The 26,470-nt window shown below is 68.4% G+C and carries 26 protein-coding genes and 2 tRNA genes; 21 read left to right on the top strand and 7 right to left on the bottom strand.

Annotation, left to right across the window (positions count from 1 at the left end):
• Positions 1–39 precede the first annotated feature (39 nt).
• The 8 genes from dnaJ (at position 40) to leuA (ending at position 8,014) form a co-directional block, all read left to right on the top strand.
• A complete protein-coding gene (dnaJ, locus tag BM349_RS09900; RefSeq protein ID WP_091706697.1) occupies positions 40–1,155 on the top strand; it encodes a molecular chaperone DnaJ in 1,116 nt (371 codons plus the stop codon).
• 3 nt (positions 1,156–1,158) lie between these two features.
• Positions 1,159–1,896: a 16S rRNA (uracil(1498)-N(3))-methyltransferase gene (locus tag BM349_RS09895; protein ID WP_091706696.1), complete on the top strand. Its 738-nt coding sequence runs from the start codon at positions 1,159–1,161 to the stop codon at positions 1,894–1,896.
• A 40-nt stretch (positions 1,897–1,936) separates the two neighbouring features.
• The gene (locus BM349_RS09890) at positions 1,937–2,284 is read left to right on the top strand and encodes an HIT domain-containing protein (protein WP_091706694.1); all 348 of its coding nucleotides are present in this window, start codon (positions 1,937–1,939) and stop codon (positions 2,282–2,284) included.
• 49 nt (positions 2,285–2,333) lie between these two features.
• The gene (locus tag BM349_RS09885) at positions 2,334–3,365 is read left to right on the top strand and encodes a PhoH family protein (RefSeq protein WP_254773868.1); all 1,032 of its coding nucleotides are present in this window, start codon (positions 2,334–2,336) and stop codon (positions 3,363–3,365) included.
• Positions 3,362–3,832: an rRNA maturation RNase YbeY gene (gene ybeY, locus BM349_RS09880; RefSeq protein ID WP_091706690.1), complete on the top strand. Its 471-nt coding sequence runs from the start codon at positions 3,362–3,364 to the stop codon at positions 3,830–3,832. The genes BM349_RS09885 and ybeY overlap by 4 nt, the downstream gene beginning before the upstream one ends.
• Complete coding sequence (locus tag BM349_RS09875) at positions 3,829–5,172, top strand: hemolysin family protein (protein WP_091706688.1); 1,344 nt, start codon at positions 3,829–3,831, stop codon at positions 5,170–5,172. Before ybeY ends, BM349_RS09875 begins: the two co-directional genes overlap by 4 nt.
• Complete coding sequence (era, locus tag BM349_RS09870; RefSeq protein ID WP_091706686.1) at positions 5,172–6,077, top strand: GTPase Era; 906 nt, start codon at positions 5,172–5,174, stop codon at positions 6,075–6,077. Before BM349_RS09875 ends, era begins: the two co-directional genes overlap by 1 nt.
• Before the next feature lie 176 nt (positions 6,078–6,253).
• Positions 6,254–8,014: a 2-isopropylmalate synthase gene (leuA, locus tag BM349_RS09865; protein ID WP_091706683.1), complete on the top strand. Its 1,761-nt coding sequence runs from the start codon at positions 6,254–6,256 to the stop codon at positions 8,012–8,014.
• On the opposite strand, the gene BM349_RS09860 is transcribed toward leuA, so the two are convergent.
• Positions 8,011–8,661 (bottom strand): YrhK family protein, encoded by a 651-nt coding sequence (locus BM349_RS09860; protein ID WP_139230908.1) that lies wholly within the window; start codon positions 8,659–8,661, stop codon positions 8,011–8,013. The genes leuA and BM349_RS09860 overlap by 4 nt on opposite strands.
• Before the next feature lie 87 nt (positions 8,662–8,748).
• On the opposite strand from BM349_RS09860, the gene BM349_RS09855 reads away from it, so the two are divergent.
• Positions 8,749–10,173 (top strand): glutamate decarboxylase, encoded by a 1,425-nt coding sequence (locus tag BM349_RS09855; protein WP_091706680.1) that lies wholly within the window; start codon positions 8,749–8,751, stop codon positions 10,171–10,173.
• A 3-nt stretch (positions 10,174–10,176) separates the two neighbouring features.
• Here the strand turns inward: BM349_RS09855 and BM349_RS09850 are convergent, their stop codons facing one another.
• Positions 10,177–10,863 carry a trimeric intracellular cation channel family protein gene (locus BM349_RS09850; RefSeq protein ID WP_091706677.1) on the bottom strand — a complete coding sequence of 229 codons (687 nt, stop codon included), beginning with the start codon at positions 10,861–10,863 and terminating at the stop codon, positions 10,177–10,179.
• 120 nt (positions 10,864–10,983) lie between these two features.
• On the opposite strand from BM349_RS09850, the gene recO reads away from it, so the two are divergent.
• The gene (recO, locus tag BM349_RS09845; protein ID WP_091706674.1) at positions 10,984–11,712 is read left to right on the top strand and encodes a DNA repair protein RecO; all 729 of its coding nucleotides are present in this window, start codon (positions 10,984–10,986) and stop codon (positions 11,710–11,712) included.
• On the top strand, positions 11,709–12,521 hold the full coding sequence (locus BM349_RS09840) for an isoprenyl transferase (protein WP_091706672.1): 813 nt from the start codon (positions 11,709–11,711) through the stop codon (positions 12,519–12,521). The genes recO and BM349_RS09840 overlap by 4 nt, the downstream gene beginning before the upstream one ends.
• Before the next feature lie 34 nt (positions 12,522–12,555).
• Here BM349_RS09840 and BM349_RS09835 read toward each other — a convergent pair whose 3' ends face one another.
• The gene (locus BM349_RS09835) at positions 12,556–13,671 is read right to left on the bottom strand and encodes a PIG-L deacetylase family protein (RefSeq protein ID WP_139230907.1); all 1,116 of its coding nucleotides are present in this window, start codon (positions 13,669–13,671) and stop codon (positions 12,556–12,558) included.
• A 138-nt stretch (positions 13,672–13,809) separates the two neighbouring features.
• On the opposite strand from BM349_RS09835, the gene BM349_RS09830 reads away from it, so the two are divergent.
• Positions 13,810–14,490 carry a DsbA family oxidoreductase gene (locus BM349_RS09830; RefSeq protein ID WP_091706668.1) on the top strand — a complete coding sequence of 227 codons (681 nt, stop codon included), beginning with the start codon at positions 13,810–13,812 and terminating at the stop codon, positions 14,488–14,490.
• Positions 14,491–14,500: 10 nt separating this feature from the next.
• Here the strand turns inward: BM349_RS09830 and BM349_RS09825 are convergent, their stop codons facing one another.
• Entirely contained in the window at positions 14,501–15,001 is a 501-nt protein-coding gene (locus BM349_RS09825) for a glutathione peroxidase (protein ID WP_091706666.1), read from the bottom strand.
• Positions 15,002–15,059: 58 nt separating this feature from the next.
• Between BM349_RS09825 and dusB the strand changes: the two genes are divergently transcribed.
• The 5 genes from dusB to BM349_RS09800 all read left to right on the top strand — a co-directional run bounded on the left by dusB (position 15,060) and on the right by BM349_RS09800 (position 20,380).
• Positions 15,060–16,226 (top strand): tRNA dihydrouridine synthase DusB, encoded by a 1,167-nt coding sequence (dusB, locus tag BM349_RS09820; protein WP_091706664.1) that lies wholly within the window; start codon positions 15,060–15,062, stop codon positions 16,224–16,226.
• Positions 16,216–17,565: a deoxyguanosinetriphosphate triphosphohydrolase gene (locus BM349_RS09815; protein WP_091706663.1), complete on the top strand. Its 1,350-nt coding sequence runs from the start codon at positions 16,216–16,218 to the stop codon at positions 17,563–17,565. The genes dusB and BM349_RS09815 overlap by 11 nt, the downstream gene beginning before the upstream one ends.
• Complete coding sequence (gene dnaG / locus BM349_RS09810; RefSeq protein WP_091707236.1) at positions 17,565–19,415, top strand: DNA primase; 1,851 nt, start codon at positions 17,565–17,567, stop codon at positions 19,413–19,415. The genes BM349_RS09815 and dnaG overlap by 1 nt, the downstream gene beginning before the upstream one ends.
• A gap of 42 nt (positions 19,416–19,457) precedes the next feature.
• The gene (locus tag BM349_RS09805) at positions 19,458–20,246 is read left to right on the top strand and encodes an ATP-binding cassette domain-containing protein (RefSeq protein WP_091706662.1); all 789 of its coding nucleotides are present in this window, start codon (positions 19,458–19,460) and stop codon (positions 20,244–20,246) included.
• Between the two features lie 61 nt (positions 20,247–20,307).
• Positions 20,308–20,380: transfer RNA gene (locus BM349_RS09800), tRNA-Asn, on the top strand.
• A gap of 58 nt (positions 20,381–20,438) precedes the next feature.
• Here the strand turns inward: BM349_RS09800 and def are convergent.
• Positions 20,439–21,005, bottom strand: a complete 567-nt coding sequence (def, locus tag BM349_RS09795; protein WP_091706660.1) for a peptide deformylase — start codon at positions 21,003–21,005, stop codon at positions 20,439–20,441.
• Positions 21,006–21,056: 51 nt separating this feature from the next.
• On the opposite strand from def, the gene BM349_RS09790 reads away from it, so the two are divergent.
• Positions 21,057–22,136, top strand: a complete 1,080-nt coding sequence (locus tag BM349_RS09790; RefSeq protein WP_091707235.1) for a DMT family transporter — start codon at positions 21,057–21,059, stop codon at positions 22,134–22,136.
• 9 nt (positions 22,137–22,145) lie between these two features.
• Here the strand turns inward: BM349_RS09790 and BM349_RS09785 are convergent, their stop codons facing one another.
• Positions 22,146–22,430: a hypothetical protein gene (locus BM349_RS09785; protein WP_139230906.1), complete on the bottom strand. Its 285-nt coding sequence runs from the start codon at positions 22,428–22,430 to the stop codon at positions 22,146–22,148.
• A gap of 59 nt (positions 22,431–22,489) precedes the next feature.
• On the opposite strand from BM349_RS09785, the gene BM349_RS09780 reads away from it, so the two are divergent.
• Positions 22,490–22,563, top strand: a tRNA-Ile gene (locus tag BM349_RS09780).
• Between the two features lie 156 nt (positions 22,564–22,719).
• Here the strand turns inward: BM349_RS09780 and BM349_RS09775 are convergent.
• Entirely contained in the window at positions 22,720–24,729 is a 2,010-nt protein-coding gene (locus BM349_RS09775; RefSeq protein WP_091706656.1) for a DUF262 domain-containing protein, read from the bottom strand.
• A gap of 139 nt (positions 24,730–24,868) precedes the next feature.
• On the opposite strand from BM349_RS09775, the gene BM349_RS09770 reads away from it, so the two are divergent.
• On the top strand, positions 24,869–25,642 hold the full coding sequence (locus BM349_RS09770; protein WP_091706654.1) for a hypothetical protein: 774 nt from the start codon (positions 24,869–24,871) through the stop codon (positions 25,640–25,642).
• Positions 25,643–25,847: 205 nt separating this feature from the next.
• The gene (locus tag BM349_RS09765) at positions 25,848–26,351 is read left to right on the top strand and encodes a DUF3145 domain-containing protein (RefSeq protein WP_091706652.1); all 504 of its coding nucleotides are present in this window, start codon (positions 25,848–25,850) and stop codon (positions 26,349–26,351) included.
• The last annotated feature ends 119 nt before the right edge of the window (positions 26,352–26,470 follow it).

The following is a 26,470-nucleotide window of genomic DNA, read 5'->3' as shown; positions in this document are numbered from 1 at the left end:
CCAGACGATCCCGCGCGGTGCGCGGGCGGGAAGGCGATTGTGGCTGACCATTACGAGGTGCTCGGCGTCGCGCGCGACGCGACGCCGGATGAGATCAAGAAGGCGTACCGGCGCCTCGCGCGGGAGCTCCATCCCGACGTCAACCCGGGGGAGGACGCATCCGAGCGCTTCAAGCTCGTCACGCACGCGTACGACGTTCTGAGCGATCCCGACCAGCGCGCGCGATACGACCTGGGCGGCAGCGACTCTCCGTTCGGCGGCGCCCAGGGTGGATTCGGCGGGTTCGGCGACATCTTCGAGACGTTCTTCGGCTCGGCCGGCGGGCAGCGAGCGGGACGACCGCGCTCGCGACGCGAGCGCGGGCAGGACGCACTCGTCCGCGTCACGCTCGACCTCAAGGACGTCGTGTTCGGAGTCCACCGCGACCTCGAGGTCGACACGGCCGTGCTCTGCGACACCTGCCAGGGATCGTGCTGCCAGCCGGGCACCTCGCCGGTCACCTGCGACATCTGCCACGGATCCGGCCACGTGCAGCGGACCGTGCGGAGCCTGCTCGGCAACGTCGTGACCAGCCAGCCGTGCGGGTCGTGCCAGGGGTACGGCACGACGATCCCGTATCCCTGCGCGACGTGCCAGGGGCAGGGGCGCGTCCGCGCCCGACGCACGGTCTCGATCGACATCCCGGCCGGTGTCGAGACCGGTCTGCGTCTGCAGCTTCCCGGTTCGGGCGAGGTCGGCCCGGCAGGCGGCCCGAACGGCGATCTGTACCTGGAGGTCACCGTCTCACCGCATGAGGAGTTCAGCCGCGACGGCGACGACCTGCTCGCGACGCTCGAGGTCTCGATGCCCGACGCGATCCTGGGCGCGACCACCACGATCGAGTCCCTCGACGGTCCGGTCGATCTGGAGTTGCGTCCCGGAGTGCAGGGCGGCGATGTGCTGACCATCAAGGGACGCGGCATCACACCGCTGCGCGGGACGCAGCGCGGTGACCTGAGGGTCGGCGTGCACGTCGTGACCCCGACGCGGCTGGATGCGAAGGAGCGGGCGCTCATCGAGGAGTTCGCAAAGCGCACGAAGGCGCCGGCACCGCGACTCGCGGAATTCCATCAGGGGCTCTTCGCCAAGCTGCGAGATCGCTTCCGGAACGGCTGACCGATGCCACTGCACTTCCTCGCCGAGGATGCGTCCGACGCGCAGCCCGACGGGATGGTCGTCCTGACGGGCGCGGAAGCGCACCACGCCGCAGCCGTGCGACGTGTGCGCGTCGGCGAGGAGGTCTCGCTCGGGGACGGCCGAGGAGTCTGGCTGACCGGTGAATGCGAAGCGGTGACTCCGCGAGAGGTGATCGTCCGGATCTCCTCCCGCACCGACATCCCGGCCCCGAGTCCGCGGATCGTCCTCGTGCAGGCGCTCGCGAAGGGCGACCGCGACGAGCTGGCGGTGCAGGCGGCGACGGAGCTCGGCGTCGATGAGATCGTCCCCTGGCAGGCCTCGCGGAGCGTATCGCGATGGGATGCCGCGAAGGCCGAGAAGGGCCGCGCGCGCTGGTCGTCGATCGCGCGCGAAGCCGCCAAACAGGCCCACCGCCCGTGGATCCCGGAGGTGACACCGGTCCTGACGACGGCGTCGCTGGCCGCCCGCGCCGCCGGCTCACTGCTCGTCGTGCTCGAGCCTTCCGCAGCCGTGCGGCTGACCGAGCTCGGCCTGGACGGTTCGGACCCTCGGGACGTGCTTCTGATCGTCGGTCCCGAGGGAGGCATCTCTGCGGAGGAGCTCGCGATCCTCGAGCACGCCGGAGCCACTCTGGCGCGCCTGGGCGACACGGTGCTGCGCACCTCCACGGCCGGACCTGCTGCGCTGGCAGTGGTCAGCGCCGCGCTGCAGCGGTGGTGACCGCCCGCCGCCCGTCAGGGCCCGCCGGTAGACTGGACGCATGAGCGAGCCGTCGATCTTCACACGCATCCTGAAGGGCGAGATCCCCTCCGAGATCATCGCCGAGACGGACAACGCGTTCGCGATCCGCGACATCGCCCCGAAGGCTCCGGTGCACCTGCTCGTGATCCCCAAGACGGAGGAGTACCGCAACGTCGTCGAACTCGCCGCCGACGATCCCGATCTGCTCGCCGAGCTCGTCGGCCTCGCCAATTCCGTCGCGGCGGAGCACTCCGACGGGGACTTCCGGCTCGTCTTCAACACGGGTCCAGGGGCCGGCCAGACGGTCTTCCACGTGCACGCGCACGTCCTCGCCGGTGAGCTGGACGAATCGAGCCTCGGTGGCTGACGCGCCCGAGGAGAATGTCGTGGAGCGCGTCTACGCCGATGGGGTCGCGATGGTCCAGCTGCTCGGCCCGCAGGACCGCCTGCTGCGCGTCGTCGAACGCGAGCATCCGGACGTCGATGTGCACGTGCGCGGCAACGAGATCACGCTCACCGGGGATGCCGAAGCCGTCGCAGCGGCACGCGGGCTGGTGGATGAGCTGCTGGCGATGACGAAGGCGGGGCACGCCCTCGGTCCTTCGGATGTCTCCTCGTCGAACCGCATCCTGCAGTCGGAGGGCGGTCCCCGTCCGTCCGAGGTGCTCGGAGAGGCGATCCTCTCGACCCGGGGACGCATCATCCGCCCCAAGACCCTCGGCCAGAAGGCGTATGTCGATGGGATCGACGAGAACACGATCGTGTTCGGAATCGGGCCTGCCGGTACCGGCAAGACCTACCTCGCCATGGCCAAGGCCGTCCAGGCTCTGCAGCGGAAGGAAGTCAGTCGCATCATCCTGACCCGTCCCGCGGTCGAGGCCGGAGAGAGGCTCGGATTCCTGCCGGGCACTTTGAACGACAAGATCGACCCGTATCTGCGCCCGCTCTACGACGCGCTGAACGAGATGATGGATCCGGAACTCGTGCCCAAGCTCATGGCCAGCGGCACGATCGAGGTCGCGCCGCTCGCGTACATGCGCGGTCGCACGCTCAACGACTCCTTCGTCGTGCTCGACGAGGCGCAGAACACGACTCCCGAGCAGATGAAGATGTTCCTCACGCGCCTCGGCTTCGGCACGCGGATGGTGGTGACCGGGGACATCACGCAGATCGACCTGCCTCAGGGCGCATCCGGCCTGCGCCTGGTGACCCGCGTGCTCGGCAGCATCGATGACATCCACTTCGCCTACCTCACCAGCGACGACGTCGTCCGTCACTCCCTGGTCGGGCGGATCGTCGACGCGTACACCGAATACGACGAGCGGCGGCTGGCCGGCCGACGCGAACGGGACGAGGCATCCGAGTTCGCGAACCGCGCGGAACGGCGCGCCGGGCTCTCCCGCGCCCCGGGCCCGCACGACCACCTTCCCAAGCGAGGCCGCTCATGACCATCGAGATCAGCAACGAGTCCGGCCACGCAGTGGATGAGACGGTGCTGCTGCGACTGATGGAGCACGACCTCGCCGAGCTGCACGTCAGCGCCGACGCCGACGTCGCGATCCTGCTCGTGGACGAGGGCGCGATGGAGGCGCTCCACGTCCAGTGGATGGACGAGCCGGGACCGACCGATGTCCTGAGCTTCCCGATGGACGAGCTGCGCCCGGGCACGGAGGACATGCCGACTCCCGCGGGACTGCTCGGCGACATCGTGCTGTGCCCGCAGGTCGCCGAGACCCAGGCCGCGGCGGCGAAGCACTCCACCATGGACGAGCTGATCCTGCTCACCACGCACGGCCTCCTCCACCTGCTCGGCTTCGACCACGCGGAGCCGGAGGAGAAGCGCGAGATGTTCGGTCTGCAGAACGACCTGATCATGAGCTTCCACGTCGCCGAGCGACGACGACACCGCGCATGACCGCTGCGCTGCTCCTGGTCGCCGCCGTCCTCCTGGTCGCCTTCGGCGGCCTCATGGCTGCGATCGATGCGGCGCTGGGCGTGACCTCCCGTGCGGACCTCGCCGAGCTCGGGGCGGGCGGGCGCAACGCGGCGTCACTGCGGAAGATCGCGATCGACCCGGAAGCCCACGCGAACGCCGTCGTCTTCATCCGCATCCTCGCCGAGACGGCAGCCGCGGTGCTGGTCACTGTCGCGTTCACCATCCTCTTCGACAGCATCTGGTGGGCGATGCTCGCCGCCGCAGTGCTCATGACCGGAATCTCGTTCGTGGTGGTCGGCGCCAGCCCCCGCACCGTCGGGCGCCTGCATGCGAAGGGCCTGCTCCGCGGTGCCGCGCCGGTCATCCGCGGGGTTCGGATCTTCCTCGGCCCGCTCGCGCACGGCCTCGTCGCGCTCGGCAACCGGGTCACCCCCGGCGCTGCCCGCGGATCCTCGTTCGCGTCCGAGGAGCAGCTGCTCAGCATCATCGACGAGGCTGCCGAGAACGAGCTCATCGAGCAGGACGACCGCGAGCTGATCCACTCCGTCTTCGACTTCACCGACACGTTCGTGCGCGCCGTCATGGTGCCGCGCACCGACATGGTGACCGTGGATGCGTCCGGCTCGACGCGCGATGCGATGGCGATCTTCCTCGAGAAGGGCGTCTCGCGCATCCCGATCGTCGACGACGACGCCGACGATGTCGTCGGGGTGCTGTACCTGAAGGATCTCGTGCAGTTCGGCTTCCGCGACGAGGCGGGCTGGCGCGACGCCCCGATCAGTCGCATCGCGAGGCCGGCGGTCTTCGTGCCGGAGTCGATGAAGGCCGAGACGCTGCTGCAGCAGATGAAGCGCGACGCGGTGCACGTCTGCCTGGTCGTCGACGAGTACGGGGGAGTCTCTGGCCTGGTGACGCTCGAGGACCTGATCGAGGAGCTCGTCGGAGAGATCGCAGACGAGTACGACCCCCGCAGCGACGAGGTCGTCGAACTCGGGCCCGGCCGATACCGGGTCAGCGCGCGGCTCGGGCTCGACGAGGTCGGCGACCTGTTCGGGATCGAGCTCGAGGACGAGGACGTCGACTCCGTCGGCGGCCTGCTCGGAAAGGCGCTCGGCCGTGTGCCCCAGCCCGGCGCGACCGCCGAGTACGAAGGACTCCTGATGACGGGCGGCGCCTCGCGCGGCCGCGGCCGGGGCCTTGCCACGGTATTCGTGGAGCGGGGAACCGCACACGCCTCGACGGACGACGCGAACGGCGCCCGCGCACCGCGCACCGGCGAGATCGGCGTCGCCAAGAGCGGCGCCAGGAGAGGCGACTGATGCCCAGCGAGCCCGCACCGTTCCGTTCCGGATTCGTGACGTTCGTCGGACGCCCGAACGTCGGCAAGTCGACGCTGACGAACGCCCTGGTCGGCGAGAAGGTCGCCATCACGAGCGACAAGCCGCAGACCACACGGCGCGCGATCCGCGGCATCCTGAACCGTGTCGACGGCCAGCTCGTGATCGTCGACACCCCCGGCATCCATCGCCCGCGCACGCTGCTGGGCGAACGGCTCAACCACCTCGTCGAACAGGTGCTCGGCGACGTCGATGTGATCGGATTCTGCGTGCCCGCCACCGAGAAGGTGGGACCGGGCGACCGGCGCATCGCGGAGTCGCTCGACGGGTACCGGCGGGCGAAGAAGATCGCGATCGTCACGAAGACGGATGCCGCCTCCCGCGAGCAGATCACCGAGCGCCTGCTCGAGGTCGACGCTCTGCGCGATGACTGGGCCGCCGTCATCCCGCTCTCCGCGCTCACGAACGAGCAGCTCGACGTGCTCACCGGCGAAGTGCTCGCGCTCATGCCCGCGGGCCCGGCGCTGTATCCCGAGGGGATCGCGACCGACGAGTCGGTCGACGACCGCATCGCGGAGATCATCCGCGAAGCGGCACTCGAGGGCGTCCGCGACGAACTGCCGCACTCGATCGCCGTCGTGGTCCAGGACATCGCCAAGCGTGAGGACTCGGATCTGACCGATGTCTGGGCCGACATCGTGGTGGAGCGGGACAGTCAGAAATCGATCATCATCGGCCACAAGGGGTCGCGGCTGGCCAGCGTCGGAGCCAGGGCACGCGCGGGCATCGAGCCGCTCATCGGCTCGCGGATCTACCTCTCGCTCCACGTCAGGGTCGCCAAGGAGTGGCAGCGCGACCCCAAGCAGCTCGGCCGACTGGGCTTCTGAGAACGCCCGCGCCGTCGCCCGCGAATTTCGCGACCGCCGGAGGACGGGTGTAACCTGGCGGCATGCGCTTCGGCCGGCTCCTTCTTAGTCGCCGCGACGAGTCCTCGTTCTAGGGCCCTCCTCGTCGCGGAGCTTGCTGTCGGCCCGCCTCATCTGACGAGAGAGCAAGCGACATCATGGACAATTCCCAGAAGCCCTCGGGCATGCCGATCCACAAGTACCGGCCGTACCACGAGCAGATCGCGGTCCACGTGCCCGACCGCACATGGCCGGACGCCCGCATCACGAAGGCGCCGCGGTGGTGCGCGGTCGACCTGCGGGACGGCAACCAGGCGCTCATCGACCCGATGAGCCCCGAGCGCAAGCGGATCATGTTCGATCTGCTCGTCGGGATGGGCTACAAGGAGATCGAGGTCGGCTTCCCCTCGGCCAGCCAGACCGATTTCGACTTCGTGCGTCACCTCATCGAAGAGGACGTGATCCCCGACGACGTCACGATCCAGGTGCTCACCCAGGCGCGCGAGCACCTCATCGAGCGCACGTACGAGTCGATCGCCGGCGCCAAGCAGGCGATCGTGCATCTGTACAACTCGACGAGCGTCCTACAGCGCGACGTGGTGTTCCGCACCGACAAGCAGGGCATCGTCGACATCGCGCTGGACGGCGCGCGTCTGTGCCGGCAGTTCGAGAAGCGCATCCCCGAGACGAAGGTCTACTACGAGTACTCGCCCGAGAGCTACACCGGCACCGAGCTCGAATTCGCAGTGGACGTGTGCAACCAGGTCATCGAGGTGTTCGAGCCGACCCCCGACCGCAAGGTCATCATCAATCTGCCCGCGACCGTCGAGATGGCCACGCCGAACGTGTACGCCGACTCGATCGAGTGGATGAGCCGCCGCCTCGCGCACCGCGAGAACGTGATCCTGTCGCTGCACCCGCACAACGATCGGGGGACGGCCATCGCGGCCGCAGAGCTCGGCTACATGGCCGGCGCCGATCGCATCGAGGGATGCCTGTTCGGAAACGGCGAGCGCACGGGCAACGTCGACCTCGTCGCACTCGGGATCAATCTGCTGACGCAGGGGATCGATCCGATGATCGATTTCAGCGACGTCGATCAGGTCAAGCGCACGGCCGAGTACTGCAACCAGCTTCCGGTGCACGAGCGCAGCCCGTGGGCGGGCGATCTCGTCTTCACCGCCTTCAGCGGCTCGCACCAGGACGCCATCAAGAAGGGGTTCGAGGCCATGGAGGCCCGGGCCGCCGAAGAGGGCGTGTCGGTCGACGAACTCGAATGGGCCGTTCCCTATCTGCCGATCGACCCCAAGGATCTGGGTCGCTCCTACGAGGCGGTCATCCGCGTCAACTCGCAGTCCGGCAAGGGCGGCGTGGCCTACCTGCTCAAGAGCGATCATGCGCTCGACCTACCGCGCCGGCTGCAGATCGAGTTCTCCGGGGTCGTGCAGGCCAAGACGGATGCCGACGGCGGCGAGGTGACCAGCGACCAGATCTGGCGCATCTTCACCGACGAGTATCTGCCCTCGCAGGTCGCGGAGGACCGCTGGGGGAGATTCGAGCTGCACGCCACGCGAACCCAGAGCGATCTCGAGGGCGACGTCTCGCTCGAGGTCTCGCTCCGCGACGGCGACGAGCGCGTGGACGCCTCCGGCCACGGGAACGGACCGATCGCCGCCTTCCTCGAGATCATGCGCGACCGGGGCTTCGACATCGCGCTGTACGACTACGTCGAGCACACCCTCAGCGCGGGCGGCGACGCACAGGCGGCCGCGTACGTCGAGCTCCAGGTCGAGGGCGAGCGTCTGTGGGGTGTCGGCATCGACGGCGACATCTCGACCGCCTCGCTCAAGGCGATCGTGTCGTGCGTGAACCGCGCGATCCGCACGCGCGAGTCCGCGATCGAGTTCGCGGGCGTCTAGACCGCCGCGGCCGGCGCGGCGTCCACCGGGATGTCGCGCCGGCTCAGCAGCGCCGCAACCAGGAAGCACAGGCCGCCCAGGAACGTCCCGAGGTTCGCCCAGAGCAGGCTGACCAGATCGGACGTCGCGGGGATCACGAACGCGCCCACCGCAGACAGTCCGAAGAACACCGACCCCGCCATGTTCAGCCACGTGCAGCGCCAGCTGCGCGCCTTTGGATCCCACAGCCCCTCGCGATCGGTCGTCGCAACAACGGCGAAGGCACTGGCAACGAGGAAGCAGATCGATCCGAGCGCGTCCGGCACCCAGCCCGTCCCGACCAGGGCGTCGTCGTTGATCACCGTGATCAGCGCGGTGGTCGTGCTCAAGTTGAAGAACAGCGTCCCGCCGAACTGGACGGCCGATGCCCACCAGTCGGCGCGATCGGGACGATTCGACCCTCGGCGGGGTGGTCGCCGTCCGCTCAGGGCGAGCTGGATGAACGCCGCCAGGGTGAAGAAGATCGCGCCGATGAAGAATGTCACATTCGTGAGCACAGGACCGACAGCTTCAGCGTAGAAGGGCACCGCCCCGACGGTGAAGAACACCGATCCGATGGCGAACCCCCACGCTTCACGACGGAGACGGACGCGGCTGTCGGCTGTCATGGTCCGAGAGTAGGGCCGCCGGAGGCTCGGAACGTCACCTTCAAAGCATGAGGCACGCCACGGCGCGGTCCCAATAGCATGAGCCCCATGACGACTGCATCCGAATCTTCGCGCCGCGGCGAGCCCTCGCACGCCTTCACCGGTATCAGCGATCAGAACCAGCTCAATCCGCTCTTCGCGAGGGCCGGTGAAGCGACGGACTTCCCGCTGAACATGCTGCCACCGGGCGAGTCCCTGCCCGAGACCGCCTACCAGGTCGTCCATGACGAGGCGATGCTGGACGGCAATTCCCGGCTGAACCTCGCGACCTTCGTCGGCACCTGGATGGATCCGCACGCCGACCGCCTCTATTCCGAGACGGCCGACAAGAACATGGTCGACAAGGACGAGTACCCGCAGACCGCGGCGATCGAGACCCGCTGCTGGAAGATGATCGCGACCCTGTGGAACGCACCCGATGCCGAGAACGCGATCGGCACGTCGACCATCGGCTCGTCCGAGGCGTGCATGCTCGGTGGCCTGGCGCTCAAGCGCCGCTGGCAGCTCGCGCGGCGAGCGGCTGGCAGGTCCACCGACAAGCCGAACCTGATCCTCTCGAGCGCCGTCCAGGTGTGCTGGGAGAAGTTCTGCAACTACTGGGACGTCGAGCCGCGGTACGTGCCGATCAGTGCCGAGCACCAGTGCCTCGACGGGCACGACCTGGAGAAGTACGTCGACGAGAACACGATCGGCGTGGTCGCGATCATGGGCGTGACGTACACGGGCGTCTACGAGCCGGTCGCGAAGATCGCGGAGGCGCTGGACCGCATCCAGGCCGATACGGGCCTGGACATCCCGATCCACGTCGACGGCGCATCCGGCGGAATGATCGCGCCGTTCCTGCAACCGGACCTGGCCTGGGATTTCCGCGTCGAGCGGGTCGCGTCGATCAGCACATCGGCGCACAAGTACGGGCTGGTCTACCCAGGTCTGGGCTGGGTCGTCTGGCGCACCGTCGAGGACCTCCCGAAAGAGCTCGTCTTCGACGTCACGTACCTCGGCGGCCACATGCCGAGCTTCGCCCTGAACTTCTCACGCCCGGGCGCGCAGGTCCTGCTGCAGTACTACCTGTTCCTCCGCCTCGGCTGGGACGGCTACTACAAGGTGCAGAAGGCGTCCCAGGACGTCGCTGTGTACCTCGCGGGAGAGATCGCGAAGATGCCCGCGTTCGATCTGTGGAACGACGGCACCGACATCCCGGTCTTCGCGTGGCAGCTGACGAAGGGCTACACCGACAAGTGGAACCTGTACCACCTGTCGGAGCGGCTCCGGCTGAAGGGCTGGCTCATCCCCGCCTATCCGATGCCTGACGACCTCGCCGATGTCGTGGTGCAGCGGATCGTGGTGCGCAACGGACTCAGCCGCAATCTCGCCGAGAGCCTGGTGGTGGACATCCAGGAGGCGGTGGCCTATCTCGACGCGCTCGAGACGCCGATGCCGACCGAAGGACTCGTCACGACCTTCACGCACTGACGCTCAGGGCTTGACGATCGGGAGGGCACCCGTCTCGGCGGCGACCTTGCGGCGATAGAGCATGCGCTGCTCGGGCAGCGAGAGATCGAACACCACGGCCAGGACGCGGATGACGGCCGTCACGATGATGCCGGCGATCGCTGCGCCGACCAGCGGCACCCCGAACGCGTTCGAAACGGCCAGGACGAGGCATCCGGCGGCAGCGGCGACCGCATAGAGCGATCCGACGTGCATGATGGCGACCGGCAGTCCCATGAACACGTCCCGCAGGATGCCGCCTCCGACTGCCGAGCAGACGCCGACGAAGACCGCGGGGATCAGCGGCAGGCCGAGCGCCAGCGCTTTGCTGGTGCCGAACGCGCCGAACATGCCGATCACGATCGCGTCCAGGCCCACGATGATGCCGTTGAGCCTCCGCAGCGGCGCGGCCAGCAGCATCCCGAGCAGCGCCGCGGCCGTCGCGGTGACCAGATACCAGTTGCTCTGCAGGGTGCTCAGCGGCTGATCGAGCAGCATGTCGCGGATGATGCCTCCGCCCATTCCCATCACGATGCCGATGATGGCCACTCCGAGCAGGTCGAGCCGGCGCTGGCCGCGGAATCCTGACGCGAACAGAGCGCCTTGGATGCCGCCGAGCCCCACTGCCGTGAGGTCGGCCCAGAGGGGGATCATGAAGACGGGTGCATCCACCCGTCCATTCTCGGATGCCGCCCGGTCGAAACCCGCGCGCATCGCCGGACCGATGGCCGGGCCGCGCCCCACCCGGCCAGGCGCGGGCCCGGTGGGGGACACTGCGACCATAATTGGGAGGTGCCCACCTACCGCGACGAGGTCGTGATCCTGCGCACCCACAAGCTGGGTGAAGCGGACCGCATCGTCACGATGCTCAGTCGCCGGCACGGGAAGCTTCGAGCGGTCGCGAAAGGGGTCCGTCGCACGTCGTCGCGCTTCGGTGCCCGGCTCGAGCCCTTCATGGTGGCCGACGTGCTGCTGTACCAGGGGCGCTCGCTCGACATCGTCCAGCAGGCCGAGTCGCTCGGCTCGTACGGCGCCGACATCGCCGTGCACTACGACCGGTACACGTCGGCCAATGCGATGGTCGAGGCCGCGGATCGGCTCAACGAGGCCGAGGCGACGCCGCAGCAGTATCTCCTGCTCGTCGGCGGCCTCCGCGCCCTCGCACGCGGCGAGCATGTGCCGCGCAGCATCCTGGACTCGTACTTGCTCCGGGCGATGGCCCTCTCGGGCTGGGCGCCCGGGCTGGCCGACTGCGCCCGCTGCGGCGCGCCGGGGCCGCATGACACGTTCGTGGCTCAGCTCGGCGGGATGATCTGCCGTGACTGCGCGCCGGTGGGCGCTGCGCGTGTGGATGTGCCGACCGCAGCGCTCCTGTCGGCGCTCATGGAGGGGGATTGGGACGTCGCAGACGCCGCCTCCGCACCGACCCGGGGCTCGGCATCCGGCCTGATCGCCGCCTACGCGCAGTGGCACCTCGAGCGCGGCATCCGCTCCCTGGAGCACGTCGAGGCTGCGACGTGAGCCCGAAGCCGTTCACCCATCGCGACGCGGTGCCGTACAAGCCGATCGACTGGACCGGCCTGTATCCGCCGGTGTTCCCGAAGGGCCGGGTGCCGTCGCACGTCGCGATCGTGATGGACGGCAACGGCCGCTGGGCGAACAAGCGAGGGCTGACCCGCATCGAAGGTCATCGAGCAGGCGAGGCCGCTCTGCTGGATGTGGTCGCAGGTGCGATCCAGGCCGGCGTGCGGCATCTGAGCGTGTACGCGTTCTCGACGGAGAACTGGACCCGCTCACCCGAAGAGGTCCGGTTTCTCATGGGCTTCAACCGAGATGTCCTCCACCGCCGGCGCGATCAGCTGAACGAGTGGGGTGTCCGCGTCCGCTGGTCGGGCCGGAAGCCGCGCCTCTGGGGCTCGGTGATCAAGGAGCTGCAGTATGCCGAGCGGCTCACGGCGGGCAATGACGTCCTGACGCTGACCATGTGCGTCAACTACGGTGGGCGCGTCGAACTGGTCGATGCGATGCGGACGATCGGCGAGGACATCGCTGCCGGACGCCTCAGAGCGTCCGCCGTGACCGAGAAGCTCATCCAGCGCCGCCTCTACCAGCCCGACATGCCGGACGTCGACCTCTTCGTGCGCTCGAGCGGCGAGCAGCGGACCTCGAACTTCCTGCTCTGGGAGTCCGCCTACGCCGAGTTCGTCTTCCTCGACACGCTCTGGCCGGACTTCTCCCGGGAGGATCTGTGGCGGGCCATCGGGATCTATCTCGATCGCGACCGGCGGTTCGGCGGCGCCGTGGACACCCCGGAGATCCCCGCGCTGTGAACCGGCCCCTCCGCGGGGTCGAGCATCGCAGCGCTCAGCCGGCGGGGAAGAGGTCCGAGTCCTTCGCGAGGTAGCTTCGCTGCAGCCACGCGCCGAATTTCGGGTTCGCAAGGCAGGCCGCATCCGTCGCGCACGCGATGACCGAGTCCTGCGCCGCGTATGCGCGGTAGGGCGCCAGCTTGCGGGTGAGCGCGTCGCCCGACACGTTCACGGGAAAGGATGCCGACGGATAGCCGACCGCATAGCGCACCTCGAGCGAGGGGAATCCGGCCCGCTGCCACGCAAGGCGCGCGAAGTCCCCGGCGGCCCCGTGATCGGGGTGATCGCCCGATGCGAATTTGACCGCCGTCGAGGGCACGTGTGTCACGAGGTGCGTCGCGTGGTACGCCTGGATCGTCTCGGCAAGCGACGCGATGAGCATCTCTGCCGAGATCGGGGGAGAGCCGTCGATCGGGTCCATGGCGGTGATCGAGCCGTCCAGCAGCATCGGCAGGGAGACGTTGCCCGTCGCCGGGAACCCGGAGCCGGTCAGGTTGCCGTCCGGAAGACGCAGGAACGACACGGTGATGTCGGGCTCGCCGTCCGGAGACCACTGATGCAGCTCGGCGCCGGAGAGCAGCGTGACCGCCTTTTCGGACCAGAATCCCTCCTGCCCGCGCATCGCGTTGTATGCGCGCAGGATGCCGAGCTCGCGTCCCTGCGAGTAGTCCCACCCGCGACCGGCATCGGATGCCGTGATGAACACCGTCCTGATGCAGTCGCCGGCGGCCATCGCGTCCTGCAGGGCGGGGTTCGCGAAGATCAGGTCGTCGTCGTAGTGCGCCCAGATCGACATCGTGACCGCGGTGGAGCATGGAGTGTCGGCGGGCGACACCGGGGCGGGCGGCGGAGGAGGAGGCGTGGGGGTCGGTGTCGGTGTGGGAGTCGCCGTCGGGATGGGCGTCGTGGTGGTCGAGGGGTCGCTGCTCGCACTCGCCGACGGCTCAGCAGCGAAGCCGACCAGCTGTCCGAACTGTCCGCTGGCGACCGCGGCCCCGGCGACGCCGAAGAGGGCCACGGCGATGATGCCGGTGACCCAGCCCAGCGCAGCGCCCAGACGCCGCGATCTCCGCGTCGCGCCGGCAGCGCGACGGCCTCCTCTTGCCCGCACGGTTTCCTCGTCGAATCGAACGCGCACACTCCGGTGGCGAGGTGCGCGTGCAATTTTCTCATACGTCTCTCATCCGACCCGAACGACCACACCCGAGTCACGGGGAATTCAGATCCGGCGCCGCAGGTTGCACACGGCATGACGGATGCCATCAAGATCGACGTGTGGAGCGACATCGCCTGCCCGTGGTGCTATATCGGCAAGCGCAATCTCGAAACGGGACTCGCTGAAGCCTCCACAGACGAAGACGCCCCTGCGGTCGAGGTGACCTTCCACTCGTTCGAGCTCTCACCGGACACTCCGGTGGACTTCGAGGGCGGCGAGGGCGAGTACCTCGCCCGGCACAAGGGCATCTCGGCCGACCAGGCCTCGCAGATGCTCGCACGGGTGACGGATGTGGCAGCCGGGTCAGGACTCGAGTACCGGTTCGACCTCCTCAAGCACACCAACACGGTGAAGGCGCACGAGCTGCTCCACTTCGCCAAGGAGCAGGGTCGCCAGGCCGAGACCGCCGAGCGGCTCATGTCGGCGTACTTCACCGAAGGTCGTCATCTCGGCCGTGAGGACGAGCTCGTCGCCCTCGCGGTCGATGCCGGTCTGGATGCGGATGCCGCGCGCGACGCTCTGCGAAGCGGCCGGTACCTCCCGGCCGTGCGGGCCGATCAAGCTCAGGCGACCGCCTACGGCATCAACGGCGTCCCGTTCTTCGTGATCGACGGCAAGTACGGGGTGTCGGGGGCGCAGCCGGCCGAAGCCTTCGCTCAGATCGTGCGACAGGTGTGGTCCGAGCATCGCGAGGGCGCCGAGACGCTCGCCTGAGACGCTCCGGTCAGTTCGGGAGGTTGGCCTCGATGAGTTCGACGATCTGCGGATCGTCGGGCCTCATCTTCGGGCGGAAGCGCTTGACCCGGCCATCGGGCAGGACGAGGAACTTCTCGAAGTTCCACTCCACCCGCCCCGATCTGCCGTCGGCGTCCTCGGTCTTGGTGAGCTCCTTGAAGAGCGGCGCGGCCTTCTTGCCGTTCACCCGCACCTTCTCGAACACCGGGAACGTCACGCCCCAGGTGGTGGAGCAGTACTCGAGGATGTCGTCCATGCTGGACAGCTCCTGGAGGAATTGATTGCTCGGGAAAGCGAGCACATCGAATCCGCGCGGTCCGTACGTCTTCTTCAGCTGTTCGAGCTGCTCGTACTGGGGAGTCAGTCCGCACCGGGACGCGACGTTGACGATCAGGAGCACCTGACCCTCGTATTCCGCGAGCGACACCTCCTGCCCGTCCGCAGTCGTGAAGGGGATGTTCCGGATGTCGATGGCTGTGGACTCGGTCATATCCACCAGGTTAGGTCCGATTCCGAACCCCGGGCTCCACGTCTGGGAGAATGGGGAGGTGACCCCGACCCTCGCTCCCGCGCGAACGCTGCGCATCGGCCCCATCGCGCTGGACGCGCCGGTGGTCCTCGCGCCGATGGCGGGCATCACCAACACCGCGTTCCGGCGTCTGTGCCGCGAATACGGCGCGGGACTGTATGTCAGCGAGATGATCACCTCTCGCGCGCTCGTCGAGCGCAACGCCACCACCATGCGCCTGATCACGCATCACGAGTCCGAGACGCCCCGCTCCATCCAGCTCTACGGAGTGGATCCGGCGACGGTCGAGGGTGCGGTTCGCGTGCTCGTCGACGAGGACCGAGCAGACCACATCGACCTGAACTTCGGCTGTCCCGTTCCCAAGGTCACCCGCAAGGGCGGCGGAGCGGCTCTCCCGTGGAAGCTCGAGCTGTTCCGCGACATCGTCACGCGTGCCGCTCGCGCCGCGGGCGACATCCCGCTCACGGTCAAGATGCGCAAGGGCATCGACTACGACCACCTCACGTTCCTCGATGCGGGGCGCATCGCCGAGGATGCCGGTGTCGCCGCAGTCGCGCTGCACGCACGGACCGCTGCCGAGTTCTATTCCGGACAGGCCGACTGGTCCGCCATCGCCGCGCTCAAGGAGGCGGTCACGAGCGTGCCCGTCCTCGGCAACGGAGACATCTGGTCCGCCGCCGACGCCGTGCGGATGATGGACGAGACCGGCTGCGACGGCGTCGTCGTCGGGCGCGGATGCCTCGGACGTCCGTGGCTCTTCGGCGACCTGGCCCGCGCCCTCGGCGCTCCGGGCTCGGCACCCGCCGAGCCGGTCGATGCGACCCTCGGCTTCGTGGCCGAGGCGTTCCGGCGCCACGCACAGCTCCTGGTGGAATTCCTCGACGACGAGGAGCGCGGATGCCGGGACATCCGCAAGCACGTCGCGTGGTACTTCAAGGGGTACCCCGTCGGCGGTGACACTCGTGCGGCGTTGGCCACCGCATCGAGCCTGGCGGAGATCGACGACCTCCTGCAGACACTCGATCCGGACGCTCCGTACCCCGGCGCCGCCGCCGAAGGGCAGCGCGGACGCGCAGGCACTCCCAAGCGCCCGGCCCTCCCGGACGGCTGGCTCGATTCGCGCGACCTCGGCCTCGAGGCCTCCCGCTCGCTCGCCGACGCCGAGCTGGACCACAGTGGCGGCTGACGGCGCAGTGCGCGTCACCTCGGAGCGCCCCGAAGGCTACGACGAAGCGGATGCCGAACGCTTCCATCGCGAGCACCATCGGTCTCAGCGGGACGACTTCGCCCGAGACCGCGCGCGTGTGCTGCACTCAGCCGCGCTGCGACGGCTCGCGGCCAAGACACAGGTGCTCAGCCCCGCCAGCCCCGCCGATTTCGCGAGGAACCGGCTCACCCACTCCCTCGAGGTCGCTCAAGTCGGCCGCGAACTGGCCACGGCGCTGCGGCTCTCGCCCGACGTCGTCGACACCGCGTGTCTCAGCCACGACCTCGGGCACCCGCCGTTCGGCCACAACGGCGAACGCGCGCTCAACGACTGGGCGGAGGACTTCGGGGGCTTCGAAGGGAACGCCCAGACCCTGCGGATCCTGATCCGGCTCGAGCCGAAGGTGATCGACGAGACGGGGCGCAGCCTCGGCCTGAATCTCACCCGCGCGAGCCTGGATGCGACCTGCAAATATCCGTGGACGGCTGATCACCCGCTCCCTGATCCGGGTGGCCGCCTGAAGTTCGGGGTGTACCCCGACGACGAGGACGTGTTCCGCTGGCTTCGTGCCGGCGCTCCGGGGCGCGTCCGCTGCATCGAGGCCGAGGTGATGGACCTCTCCGACGACATCGCGTACTCGGTGCACGACTTCGAGGATGCGATCGTGAACGGCTACCTCGATCCCGCGCGTCTGGCCGCCGGAGCCGAGCATGCCGCGCTGCTGGACGCGATCCAGTCGTGGGTCGGCTTCGACTTCTCGCGCGATGAGCTCGAGGACGCCCTCTACCGGCTCATGCGGCTGCCGGAATGGATCGGATCGTTCGACGGCACGCGTGCGTCGCATGCACGGCTGAAGAACCTCACATCCGATCTCATCGGCCGATTCGCACGCGCCGCGACGACGGCGACACGGGAGGCGTATGCCACGACCGTGCTGACGCGATACCGGGCGCACGTGGTGGTTCCGCGGGTCGTCGAAGCCGAGATGGCGGTGCTCAAGGGCATCATCGGAGCGGTGGTGGTCTCGATCGAAGGGCGCAAGAGCGTCTACAAGGAGCAGCGACGAGTGCTCAAGCGTTTGGCGACCGCCCTCTGGGAGCGACCCGACGAGCTCGACGCGATGTACGCCGAGGACTTCGCGGGCGCCGACGGCGATGCTGCGCGCCGGCGGGTGATCGTCGATCAGGTCGCGAGCCTGACCGATCAGCACGCGATCGCGTGGCACGGCCGGCTCGTCGGCGAAGTGGATGCGGCGGCGCTCGGCGTGTGGGCACCGGGCGCGCGCGTCAGGGCCCAGCGCGCGGGAGTTGCGACCTGATGCCGGGCCGCATCCTGCAGGCGGATGTCGACGAGGTGAAGGCGCGCACCAACATCGCCGACATCATCGGCGAGCGGGTCGCGCTCAAGTCCGCCGGGATCGGCGCGATGAAGGGGCTGTGCCCGTTCCACGACGAGCGCAGTCCGAGCTTCAATGTGCGGCCCCAGGCCGGCTTCTACCACTGCTTCGGCTGCAACGAATCCGGCGATGTGTACTCGTTCCTTCGCGCGATGGATCACGTGTCGTTCACCGAAGCCGTCGAGCGGCTCGCCGGGCGCATCGGGTACACCCTGCACTATGAGGACGGGGGAGCGGCACCCGAGACCACCGGCCGGGCGCGCATGTATGCCGCCAACGGAGCGGCAGCGGAGTTCTTCCGGGCTCAGCTCGCCACGGCCGAAGCGGAGTCGGCTCGACGGTTCCTGGGCGAGCGCGGGTTCGACGCCGGCGCGGCAGCGCACTTCGGCGTCGGCTACGCGCCCAAGGGCTGGTCGAACCTGCGGGACGCGCTGCACGCGCAGGGTTTCAGCGACGAGGAGCTCTCGGCGGCGGGACTCGTCTCGCAGGGCCAGCGCGGCGTGTACGACCGGTTCCGCGGTCGCGCGATCTGGCCCATCCGGGATGTGACCAGCCAGGTGATCGGCTTCGGAGCACGCAAGCTCTACGACGACGACCAGGGCCCCAAGTACCTCAATACGCCCGAGACGCCGGTGTACCGCAAGTCGCAGGTGCTCTACGGGCTGGATCTGGCCAAGCGTGACATCTCCCGCGACCATCGCGTCGTCGTCGTCGAGGGCTACACCGACGTCATGGCCTGTCACCTCGCGGGCATCACCACCGCGATAGCGAGCTGCGGAACCGCGTTCGGCTCCGATCACATCTCGGTGCTGCGACGGGTGATGGGGGATGACTCGGCGTCTGGTGAGGTGGTCTTCACGTTCGACCCCGATGCGGCCGGCCAGAAGGCGGCGCTGCGCGCGTTCGGCGACGAGAAGCGCTTCGCGGCCCAGACGTACGTGGCCGTCGCGCCGGAGGGGCTCGATCCATGCGACCTCCGGCTCACGCGCGGGGATGCCGCGGTGCGGGCCCTGATGGAGACGAAGGTGCCGATGTTCGAATTCGTCATCGATCAGCGTCTCTCCGGCTTCGCACTGTCGACGGTGGAAGGCCGGGCGGGTGCACTTCGGGCCGCGGCGCCGATCGTCGCGGAGATCCGCGACCCCTCGCTGCGACCGGGATACGTCCGTGTCCTGGCACGACGACTCGGCTTGGAGATGAGCGAGGTGCGCGCAGCGGTGGACCGCGCTTCGCGAGCCTCGACGTCCCGGTCGGCGGATGATCCTGCGACGACGCCGACTGCCGACCAGGTCGGAACGGACCCTCTCGTTCGCGTGACGATCGCATCGCTGCCGCGCTCGGCCGACATCGAGCGGCAGGTCCTGATGGGCTTCCTGCAGTTCGGCCACCGCCTCGATCCGGAGCTCGTGGAACGAGCGGTGCGGATCCCGTTCCAGCATCCCGCCCTCGATGCGGTCCGCCAGAGCATCGTGGGTGCGGACATGTCGCGCCCGGGATGGGCGATGGATGCCGTCACCTCGGTCCGCGAGCCGTATCGCTCGCTGGGCGCCGAGCTGCTCACCGCCGCGTTCCCGGCACGTGACGACGAGCACGCGATCGCATCCGCCACGGATCTGGCACGGCGCATCGTCACGCGAGACCTCGACAGGGAGAAGGTCGAACTCCGGGGTGCGATCCAGCGCGTCGCTCCCGACTCCGAGGAGGGGCGCGCGCTGAGCGTGCGGATGCGGGATCTGGAGACCGAACGACGACGGCTGCTCGGCGACCAATAGAAGCCGCTGGCGCAGACCTCGCCGTCAGGGCAGGATGAGCACATGGCACGCCGTCCTGAAGCCGATGTCGCGATCCGCTCGAGTGATCTCTCGATCGCGCGCCCGACGCGCGGCGCTCCGGATGTGCGGGTCGTCGACGGCGTCTCGTTCGTGCTTGCGCACGCTGGCGCACTCGCTGTCATGGGCCCCACCGGTTCGGGCAAGTCCAGCCTGCTCGCGGTCCTCGCCGGCGCGGACGAGCCCGGGCTCGGCGTCGTGGGCGGCAGCGCCCACGTCGAGGGCATTGCGGTGCGTCGGCCCGGCCGGGCGCATCGGACGCTCACCTACCTGACCGGCTACATGTCGCAGTCCGCCGCCGTGCGGCTGCCCGCCCGGATGACCGTCGCCGAAGTGATCGGCGAGCCGATCACCAGCCGCGACCGCCGCGTCAACCAGAGGGCTCTCGCCGTTCGTGTAGCCACACTGCTGGATGAGATGATGCTCCCGCTGGGTGCGGCCGCGAAGTATCCGTACGAGCTGAGCGCGGGGATGCGGCAGAGGGTGGTTTTCGCTCGGGCGCTCGTGCTGCAGCCCCGGGTGCTGATCGCGGATGAGCCGTTCGCGAACATGGACGTGGAGGTGCGTGGCGCCGCCCGCGAGGCGATTCTGCGCAGGCGCCACGACTACGGGATGTCGGCGATCATCGCCACGAACGAGTCCAATGTGGTCAAGGAGCTCTCCGCGGATGTCCTCGTCCTGCGCAGCGGGCACGCCATCGCCTATGGGCATGGAACCGACGATCTGCTGTGGACGCCGAGCGCCGAAGCAGACCACCGTCTGATCGCGTCCTGACGTCACGAGCACGGTCGACGATTTGCTAAGCTATTCGGGTTGCCTGCTCCGGCGGGCATTTTCCTCGGTAGCTCAATTGGCAGAGCAATCGGCTGTTAACCGATAGGTTCTTGGTTCGAGTCCAAGCCGGGGAGCGGACGGCCCCGGACTCCACTCTGGGGCCGTTCTTCGTTTCCTCGGGAACGGCCGCGATCAGGCTTCGATGTCGTCGACGCCCGGCATCCAGGACTGGCCGGCCCTGCCCCACCCGCGCTTGCGGGCGATCTTCTGCACCGTCTTCCAGTCGCCGTCGTTCAGCCGATCCACGTACAGCACTCCGTCGAGATGATCGAACTCGTGCTGCAGGATCCTCGCCCGCCAGCCGTCGACTTCGATCCGAACCGGACCGCCATCCAGATCCGTCCCGGTGACGAGCACGCGGTCGGAGCGCCGCAGCGGGAACCGCTCGCCGGGAAACGAAAGGCACCCTTCGGACTCCTCGTCCGGATCGGGATCGCCCGGCTCGAGGGGCGCCATCCACAGCTCCGGATTGATCAGCACGCCGCGCCAGGGCGCCCCGTCGTCGTCCTGATAGGAGTACGTGAAGATGCGCAGCGCGACTCCGACCTGCGGCGCCGCAAGACCGACTCCGGGCGCGGCATCCATCGTCTCGAACATGTCCGAGACGAGCCGCCGCACGTCCTCCGTGACGGTTTCGACGGCTGCGGCGGGAGCGTGAAGCACCGGGTCACCCATGATGCGAATCGGCAGAACGGCCACGCCTTGAGCCTATCGACCGACCCGGGCGGTTAGTGTCGATTCGTGCTGTGGCTGAGCGGGGACATCGACAACATCCAGGACGTCGGGGACGCCCTGGTCGGAGTGTTCGACAATCCTGCGCTCCTGATCGGCATCCCGCTTGCGCTCCTCGGTGCGGTCTTCATGTCGTTCGGAGCCCAATATCAGCACCGCGGTGTGACGAAGGTCGAACTGCTCTCGGGCGGCGCCGCGTCCGGCGGCCTGACCCTCACCCAGTTGGGCCGACTGCTCACTCGGCCGTCGTGGATACTCGGATCCCTCATGCTCGGCTTGGCGATCGTCTGCCAGCTCGGCGCCCTCGCGTTCGCTCCGCTGATCGTGGTCCAGCCGCTGGGGGCCATCGCGCTGGTCATCACCACCCTGCTCAACGCGCGGATCAGCGGCCATCGGCCTACGAAGCAGTCTGTGCGCGCGATCATCGAGTGCGTCGGCGGCATCTTCATCTTCGTGACCATCGCGGCACTCGTCGCGACCGACGAACCGGTCACGACCCGCCAGCTGATCACGATCCTCATCATCCTGGCAGTGGTGACGGTGGTCTTCGGTGCGCTGTTCCTGTGGCTGCGGCAGCGGATGACCGCCCTGTTCTACATCATCGGTGCGGGTGTGATGTACGGCTTCGTCGCGACGTTGGCGAAGGTCGTCATCAGCCGCATCCAGTCGGGTGACTTCGAGTGGCTCACCCTGGTGTGTCTCGTGAGCCTGCTGCTGGCCGCGGCGGTGGGCGCGTACTTCGTCCAGACGGCGTACTCGTCGGGTCCGCCGGACCTCGTGATCGCCGGACTGACCGTCATCGACCCGATCGTCGCGATCATCATCGGCCTGACCGTGCTGGGTGAAGCAGCCAACGCCCCGCTCTGGGCTTACATCGGCTTCGGTGTCGCCGGCGTCATCGCCGTGATCGGCGTATGGGACCTCGCCCGCAACCATCCCCAGGTGGTCAGCGACAGCCGAGAACTGCCGATCGTGCGCGGGAGCGTCCCCGCCGACCAGACCGCGGCGAAGTCCGGGTCGACGCGGATCACGGATGCCGTATCGAAGGTGTGGCCGGAGCCCCCGCTCCGCGACGACGATCTTCGGGACGGTCGCTGACTCGATCGCTCAGTCGGCGAGGTCGATGACGATCCGGCCGTCGTCCACGTGACCCTTGTCACCGGGCGTGGGTGCCGGGGCGGGCATCTCGACCTGCGCTTCCCAGTCGGCGCGCGCCTCTTCCGCCGAGGGACGCCACACGACGTCGAAGCCGGCCCCGATGCCCCCGAACGCGCCTCCGCCCCCCTCGAGCTGTCGACGCAGGTTGTCGCGCTTGAACCGGGGCGCCATGAAGATCGCGACGACTCCGAGCACGACGAGCGCGCCGAGTACGAGCCAGGCGATCGGGTCCACACCGGCATTCTGCCATGCACGGGATGTGAGCATCCGGTTCGGTAGGCTCGATCCCCGAGGGGGCGGTGGCCAAGCTGGTCAAGGCAGCGGGCTCATAACCCGACGATCGTGGGTTCAAGTCCCACCCGCCCCACGCGCAGAAGGGCCGCCCGAATGGTGGCCCTTCTCCGCGTTCGACCCGAGGAGCCCTTGAACCGAAGGCGGGCCCACGCCGCCGGAGGCTCCGCGCGCCGCGAAGCGGCGAGTGGAGTTGCGGTGGGGACAAGTCCCACCCGCCCCACCACGACTGCTATTTCATCGCTGCGCCGATGTAGGAGTACTTCACGAACACCTCGGAAGCGAGGCCGGCTTCTTCCAGCACGCCCTGCAGCGCGGTGAGCATGTACTTCGAGTCCCAGCCCATGTAGAGGAAGTTGGCCTCGTCGAGCGCATCCCACTGACCGTTCCAGGACTGCGCGGGATAGATCGGCCCGCCTCGGCGGGCGCTGAATGCGACGACGTCCGCGCGCGAGTCGGCCCACAGTCTCTTGTACACCCGGTTGAAGAGGTATTTGACGTCGTACACCTCCCAGTGCTCGCCGCGGTACTCGACGTACTCGAATTCCCGCTGCCACCCGGGTGGCCATCCGCGTCGGCGCTGAGCATCCAGGATCGGCGTCAGGCCGTCGTCGTCGATGTCGACCGCGGTGGGGCGCTCCCAGATCCGGACGAATCGCGCGCCGAGGTCCGCACCGCGCGCTGCGATCTGGGCCGTGCCCCATGCGGGCAGGGCGGCAAGCTCGTTCGTGAGACCGATCCGGCTCTTCCCGTAGGCGGTGCGCTTGGCGTCGAACGACCTGTCGCCCACTCGCTCCGCGAGCGGATCTTCCAGAAGCGCGAGGTTGCCGAGGGTCCGTGCAAGCGCGCGGTGGCTGTTCTGCTCGTCCTCGGTGTAGTCGGCCCACTCCCGCACGCCGTCACCGCTCCAGGCGTCGCCGGGGGCGAGTGGGAAGACGTGCTCGACAGCGAGATCGGCAAGGGCGTCGACGCCGGAGAGGCGACCCAGGACGTACGCGGCGTGGGGGAGATCCCCGTACTTCAGCGCGACCCGCACCCGCTCGTCCGACGGCGTGATGCGGCTGAACGCCGCCTCCAGCTGCTCCTGCCCGTGTCCGCGCGCACGACAGAGGCGCGCGACGAGCCGATCGGTGCTCACCCCCACGACGGTGCGGCGCAGCAGCAGCGACTGCACGAGCTCGAGGGTGCGGATGAGTGTGCTCTGCTCGATCGTGCCGCGTGCACTGTCGCGGTACGAACGCATCACGAGCGGGTACATCGCCCGGCCGAAGGTGTTGACGAACGCGAGCTGGCGCGCGACGTCGCCGTCCGGTGCGTGGGCCGGATCAAGGAGCACCCGATAGATCTCGGAGTACTCCTTCCACTCGGCGGCATGCGCGCGCAGACTCGCGAGGTCCAGCCGCGGGAACTCGTGGCGGAACGCGTCGTACACCCCTCGCTCGCCTGCGACGGCGACTTCCCGCCCCGTCCGCATGACGAGGTAGTGCCGCCAGAAACCGCCGATCTGGTCGCCGGTGTTCTGCTCGATCGGCACCCAGAAGGAGTCCTCTATCTCGCTCTGCTCGGCGTGCGAGAGACCCATCAGGACGTAGTTGTGGATCAGCTCATGATCGCGCAGCGGCTCACCCGTGGAGTTGAGGCTCTCGAAGATCTGCTGGGCGTTCGCGCCCGTTCCGAGCGTGATGGCGACGTGCTCGAGCTTCTGCAGACCGGCCCAGATGCGCGGTGCCTCCTGCGGGCTGATCTGGCTGCGGAAGAAGGCGTAGTTGTCGTCGAAGCGCGACTCGCGCGGCTCGGCACCGGTCGCGCGCCGATCCAGCACGAGGCTCTCGAAGACGTCCGCCCACGCGCGGTGCGGGCGCAGTTTGGTCCGGGTGCGATCGGTGGCGCGCACGAGCACCCGCTCGAGGTCGCCCGCGAGCACCGGATCGTCCGCCTTCACGGTGTGGTGGAGCGCGGCGACCAGGAGCATCAGGGTCGTCAGGCGCTGCTGTCCGTCGATCAGCACGAGCTCCGCGACATCGCCGTCGAGGCTGAGCGAGGACAGGACGGAGCCGATGAAGTGCATGTGCCGGTCATCCGAATCGGCCACCGCCCGGATGTCTCCGAGCAGCTGCTCGCACGAGCCGATGTCCCATCGGTACTGGCGCTGGTACACCGGGACCACGATGGTCGTGTCTGCGGCGGAGAGCCATGCCACTGTGTTGACCGCGGTGGCATCGATGTTGGTCGCAGTGGCCATCCCACTAGCTTAGGCACGTCCTCGAGACGCCCTGTTTTCCACGGCGCCGGCTCCGGAATGCCCTCAGGGGCCCGATGTAGGCTTGCCTAAGTCGGGCCTGTTAAAACGTGCTGGCCCTCTACGAAAGGCATGATTCGTCATGGGTTACATCAAATCCGCCGCGCTCGAAGAGACCGGATACGTCGTCCTCGACCCGTACAACCAGGATCTCGATCCCAAGGAATGGCTGGACATCGAGTACAACGACTGGAAGTCCTCCGGCGACACCCGCTTCGCCCCGCTCGCCAGCGCGTTCGGAGAGATCGAGTGCAACGGCTTCTGGAACCACAAGCCGCCGCGCACCGACAAGGACGGCGTCTGGATCGAGTCGCAGGTCGCGAAGGCCCCGAACCTCGCCCGTCGCGCTCAGGAGCCCGGCGCCAACGTCGGCCGCTGCCGGGTCATCGAACTTCAGCCCACTCCGTACGGCGACACGCTCTACAACCTCCACCAGGATGACAACAACCGCCTGAACCCCGACGGCACCGGATGGGTGGTCCGCGGCTTCTTCAACCTCACGGATGACAAGGACAGCTTCTTCGTCCTGCGCGAGAACCGGACCGACCCCGCGGGCGAGGTGCGGATCGCCCTGCCCGCCGGCGCTCAGCTCATCATCGACACGCAGCGCCTCTGGCACGCGACCACGCACGTCGGCAGCGAGCCGCGGTACAACCTGATCACCTCGTGGACCTCCGGTCCGGAGCTGGACGCGTACATCGAGAAGTACCACGGCGTGAACCACGTCGAGAACTTCCCGGTCGACCAGGAGATCCTCGAGGCCGGCTACATCGAGCAGGCCCGCAAGGATGCCGCCCGCGCGGCGTTCTACGCGGCGAAGGGCCAGGCGGCGGTCACCGCGATGAGCGAGGCCTGATCCCCGCACCAGCACGTCAGTGGTCCCGGTCCGATGAGACCGGGACCACTGTCGTGCGCCCTTCGCCTGTCGGTGCCTGAAACGCCGAATCACACGCTTGTGATTCGCGCGCCGGGTGGGGATAATGAACAGCACAACCGCATAGCCATGAGGCAGCTCCAGTTCAGGTCGTAGGGGAAGACGCACCTGACGAAACGGAGAGATCATGGCTGCACCACAGGCGCGTGGAGTGATCTACATTCACTCTGCGCCACGCGCGTTGTGCCCCCACCTGGAGTGGGCGGTCGGACGTGCCCTCGGTCACGCGACGAGCTTCGACTGGGCCGACCAGCCCGTGCTGACAGGCAGCCGTCGGGCTGAGTTCTACTGGGAGGGTCCTGCCGGAACGGGCGCGGCGCTGGCCACGGCGATCCGCGGCTGGGAGCACCTCCGCTTCGAAGTGAGCGAGGACCCCACGCCCCGCAGCGACGGCGGTCGGTGGCTGCACACGCCCGGCCTCGGCATCCACTACGCCCAGACCGACACTGCCGGCAACATCGTGATCGGCGAGGACCGGATCCGCTATGCGATGGAGGTGGCGGCAGGCGACCCGATCGAGCTGCACCATGAGCTGCAGGTGGCCCTCGGCGCCGCATGGGACGACGAGCTCGAGCCATTCCGCCACGCGAGCGACGACGCATCGGTCGTCTGGCTCCACAAGGTCGGCTGATGAACAGCGACCAACTCGTGCGCCGCAAGACTTGCGCACTCCCGGACACAGATGGCTGAGGCGTCACTACCGGCAGTCGGAGGCCGACAATCCCGGATGCCGAGACCGCGTATCACCGT

It is taken from the genome of Microbacterium sp. cf046 (assembly GCF_900114345.1).
Classification (GTDB): domain Bacteria; phylum Actinomycetota; class Actinomycetes; order Actinomycetales; family Microbacteriaceae; genus Microbacterium.
The sequence above is the reverse complement of the archived record's forward strand: the minus strand, read 5'-3'. Positions and strand labels throughout refer to the sequence as shown.

What these genes read in the sequence shown, in the direction of transcription:
- BM349_RS09895 (WP_091706696.1), top strand. Translation starts at nt 1,159, where the DNA reads ATGCCACTGCACTTCCTCGCCGAGGATGCGTCCGACGCGCAGCCCGAC.
- BM349_RS09890 (WP_091706694.1), top strand. Translation starts at nt 1,937, where the DNA reads ATGAGCGAGCCGTCGATCTTCACACGCATCCTGAAGGGCGAGATCCCC.
- BM349_RS09885 (WP_254773868.1), top strand. Translation starts at nt 2,334, where the DNA reads ATGGTCCAGCTGCTCGGCCCGCAGGACCGCCTGCTGCGCGTCGTCGAA.
- ybeY (WP_091706690.1), top strand. Translation starts at nt 3,362, where the DNA reads ATGACCATCGAGATCAGCAACGAGTCCGGCCACGCAGTGGATGAGACG.
- BM349_RS09875 (WP_091706688.1), top strand. Translation starts at nt 3,829, where the DNA reads ATGACCGCTGCGCTGCTCCTGGTCGCCGCCGTCCTCCTGGTCGCCTTC.
- era (WP_091706686.1), top strand. Translation starts at nt 5,172, where the DNA reads ATGCCCAGCGAGCCCGCACCGTTCCGTTCCGGATTCGTGACGTTCGTC.
- leuA (WP_091706683.1), top strand. Translation starts at nt 6,254, where the DNA reads ATGGACAATTCCCAGAAGCCCTCGGGCATGCCGATCCACAAGTACCGG.
- BM349_RS09860 (WP_139230908.1), bottom strand. Translation starts at nt 8,661, where the DNA reads ATGACAGCCGACAGCCGCGTCCGTCTCCGTCGTGAAGCGTGGGGGTTC.
- BM349_RS09855 (WP_091706680.1), top strand. Translation starts at nt 8,749, where the DNA reads ATGACGACTGCATCCGAATCTTCGCGCCGCGGCGAGCCCTCGCACGCC.
- BM349_RS09830 (WP_091706668.1), top strand. Translation starts at nt 13,810, where the DNA reads ATGACGGATGCCATCAAGATCGACGTGTGGAGCGACATCGCCTGCCCG.
- BM349_RS09825 (WP_091706666.1), bottom strand. Translation starts at nt 15,001, where the DNA reads ATGACCGAGTCCACAGCCATCGACATCCGGAACATCCCCTTCACGACT.
- dnaG (WP_091707236.1), top strand. Translation starts at nt 17,565, where the DNA reads ATGCCGGGCCGCATCCTGCAGGCGGATGTCGACGAGGTGAAGGCGCGC.
- BM349_RS09805 (WP_091706662.1), top strand. Translation starts at nt 19,458, where the DNA reads ATGGCACGCCGTCCTGAAGCCGATGTCGCGATCCGCTCGAGTGATCTC.
- BM349_RS09775 (WP_091706656.1), bottom strand. Translation starts at nt 24,729, where the DNA reads ATGGCCACTGCGACCAACATCGATGCCACCGCGGTCAACACAGTGGCA.
- BM349_RS09770 (WP_091706654.1), top strand. Translation starts at nt 24,869, where the DNA reads ATGGGTTACATCAAATCCGCCGCGCTCGAAGAGACCGGATACGTCGTC.
- BM349_RS09765 (WP_091706652.1), top strand. Translation starts at nt 25,848, where the DNA reads ATGGCTGCACCACAGGCGCGTGGAGTGATCTACATTCACTCTGCGCCA.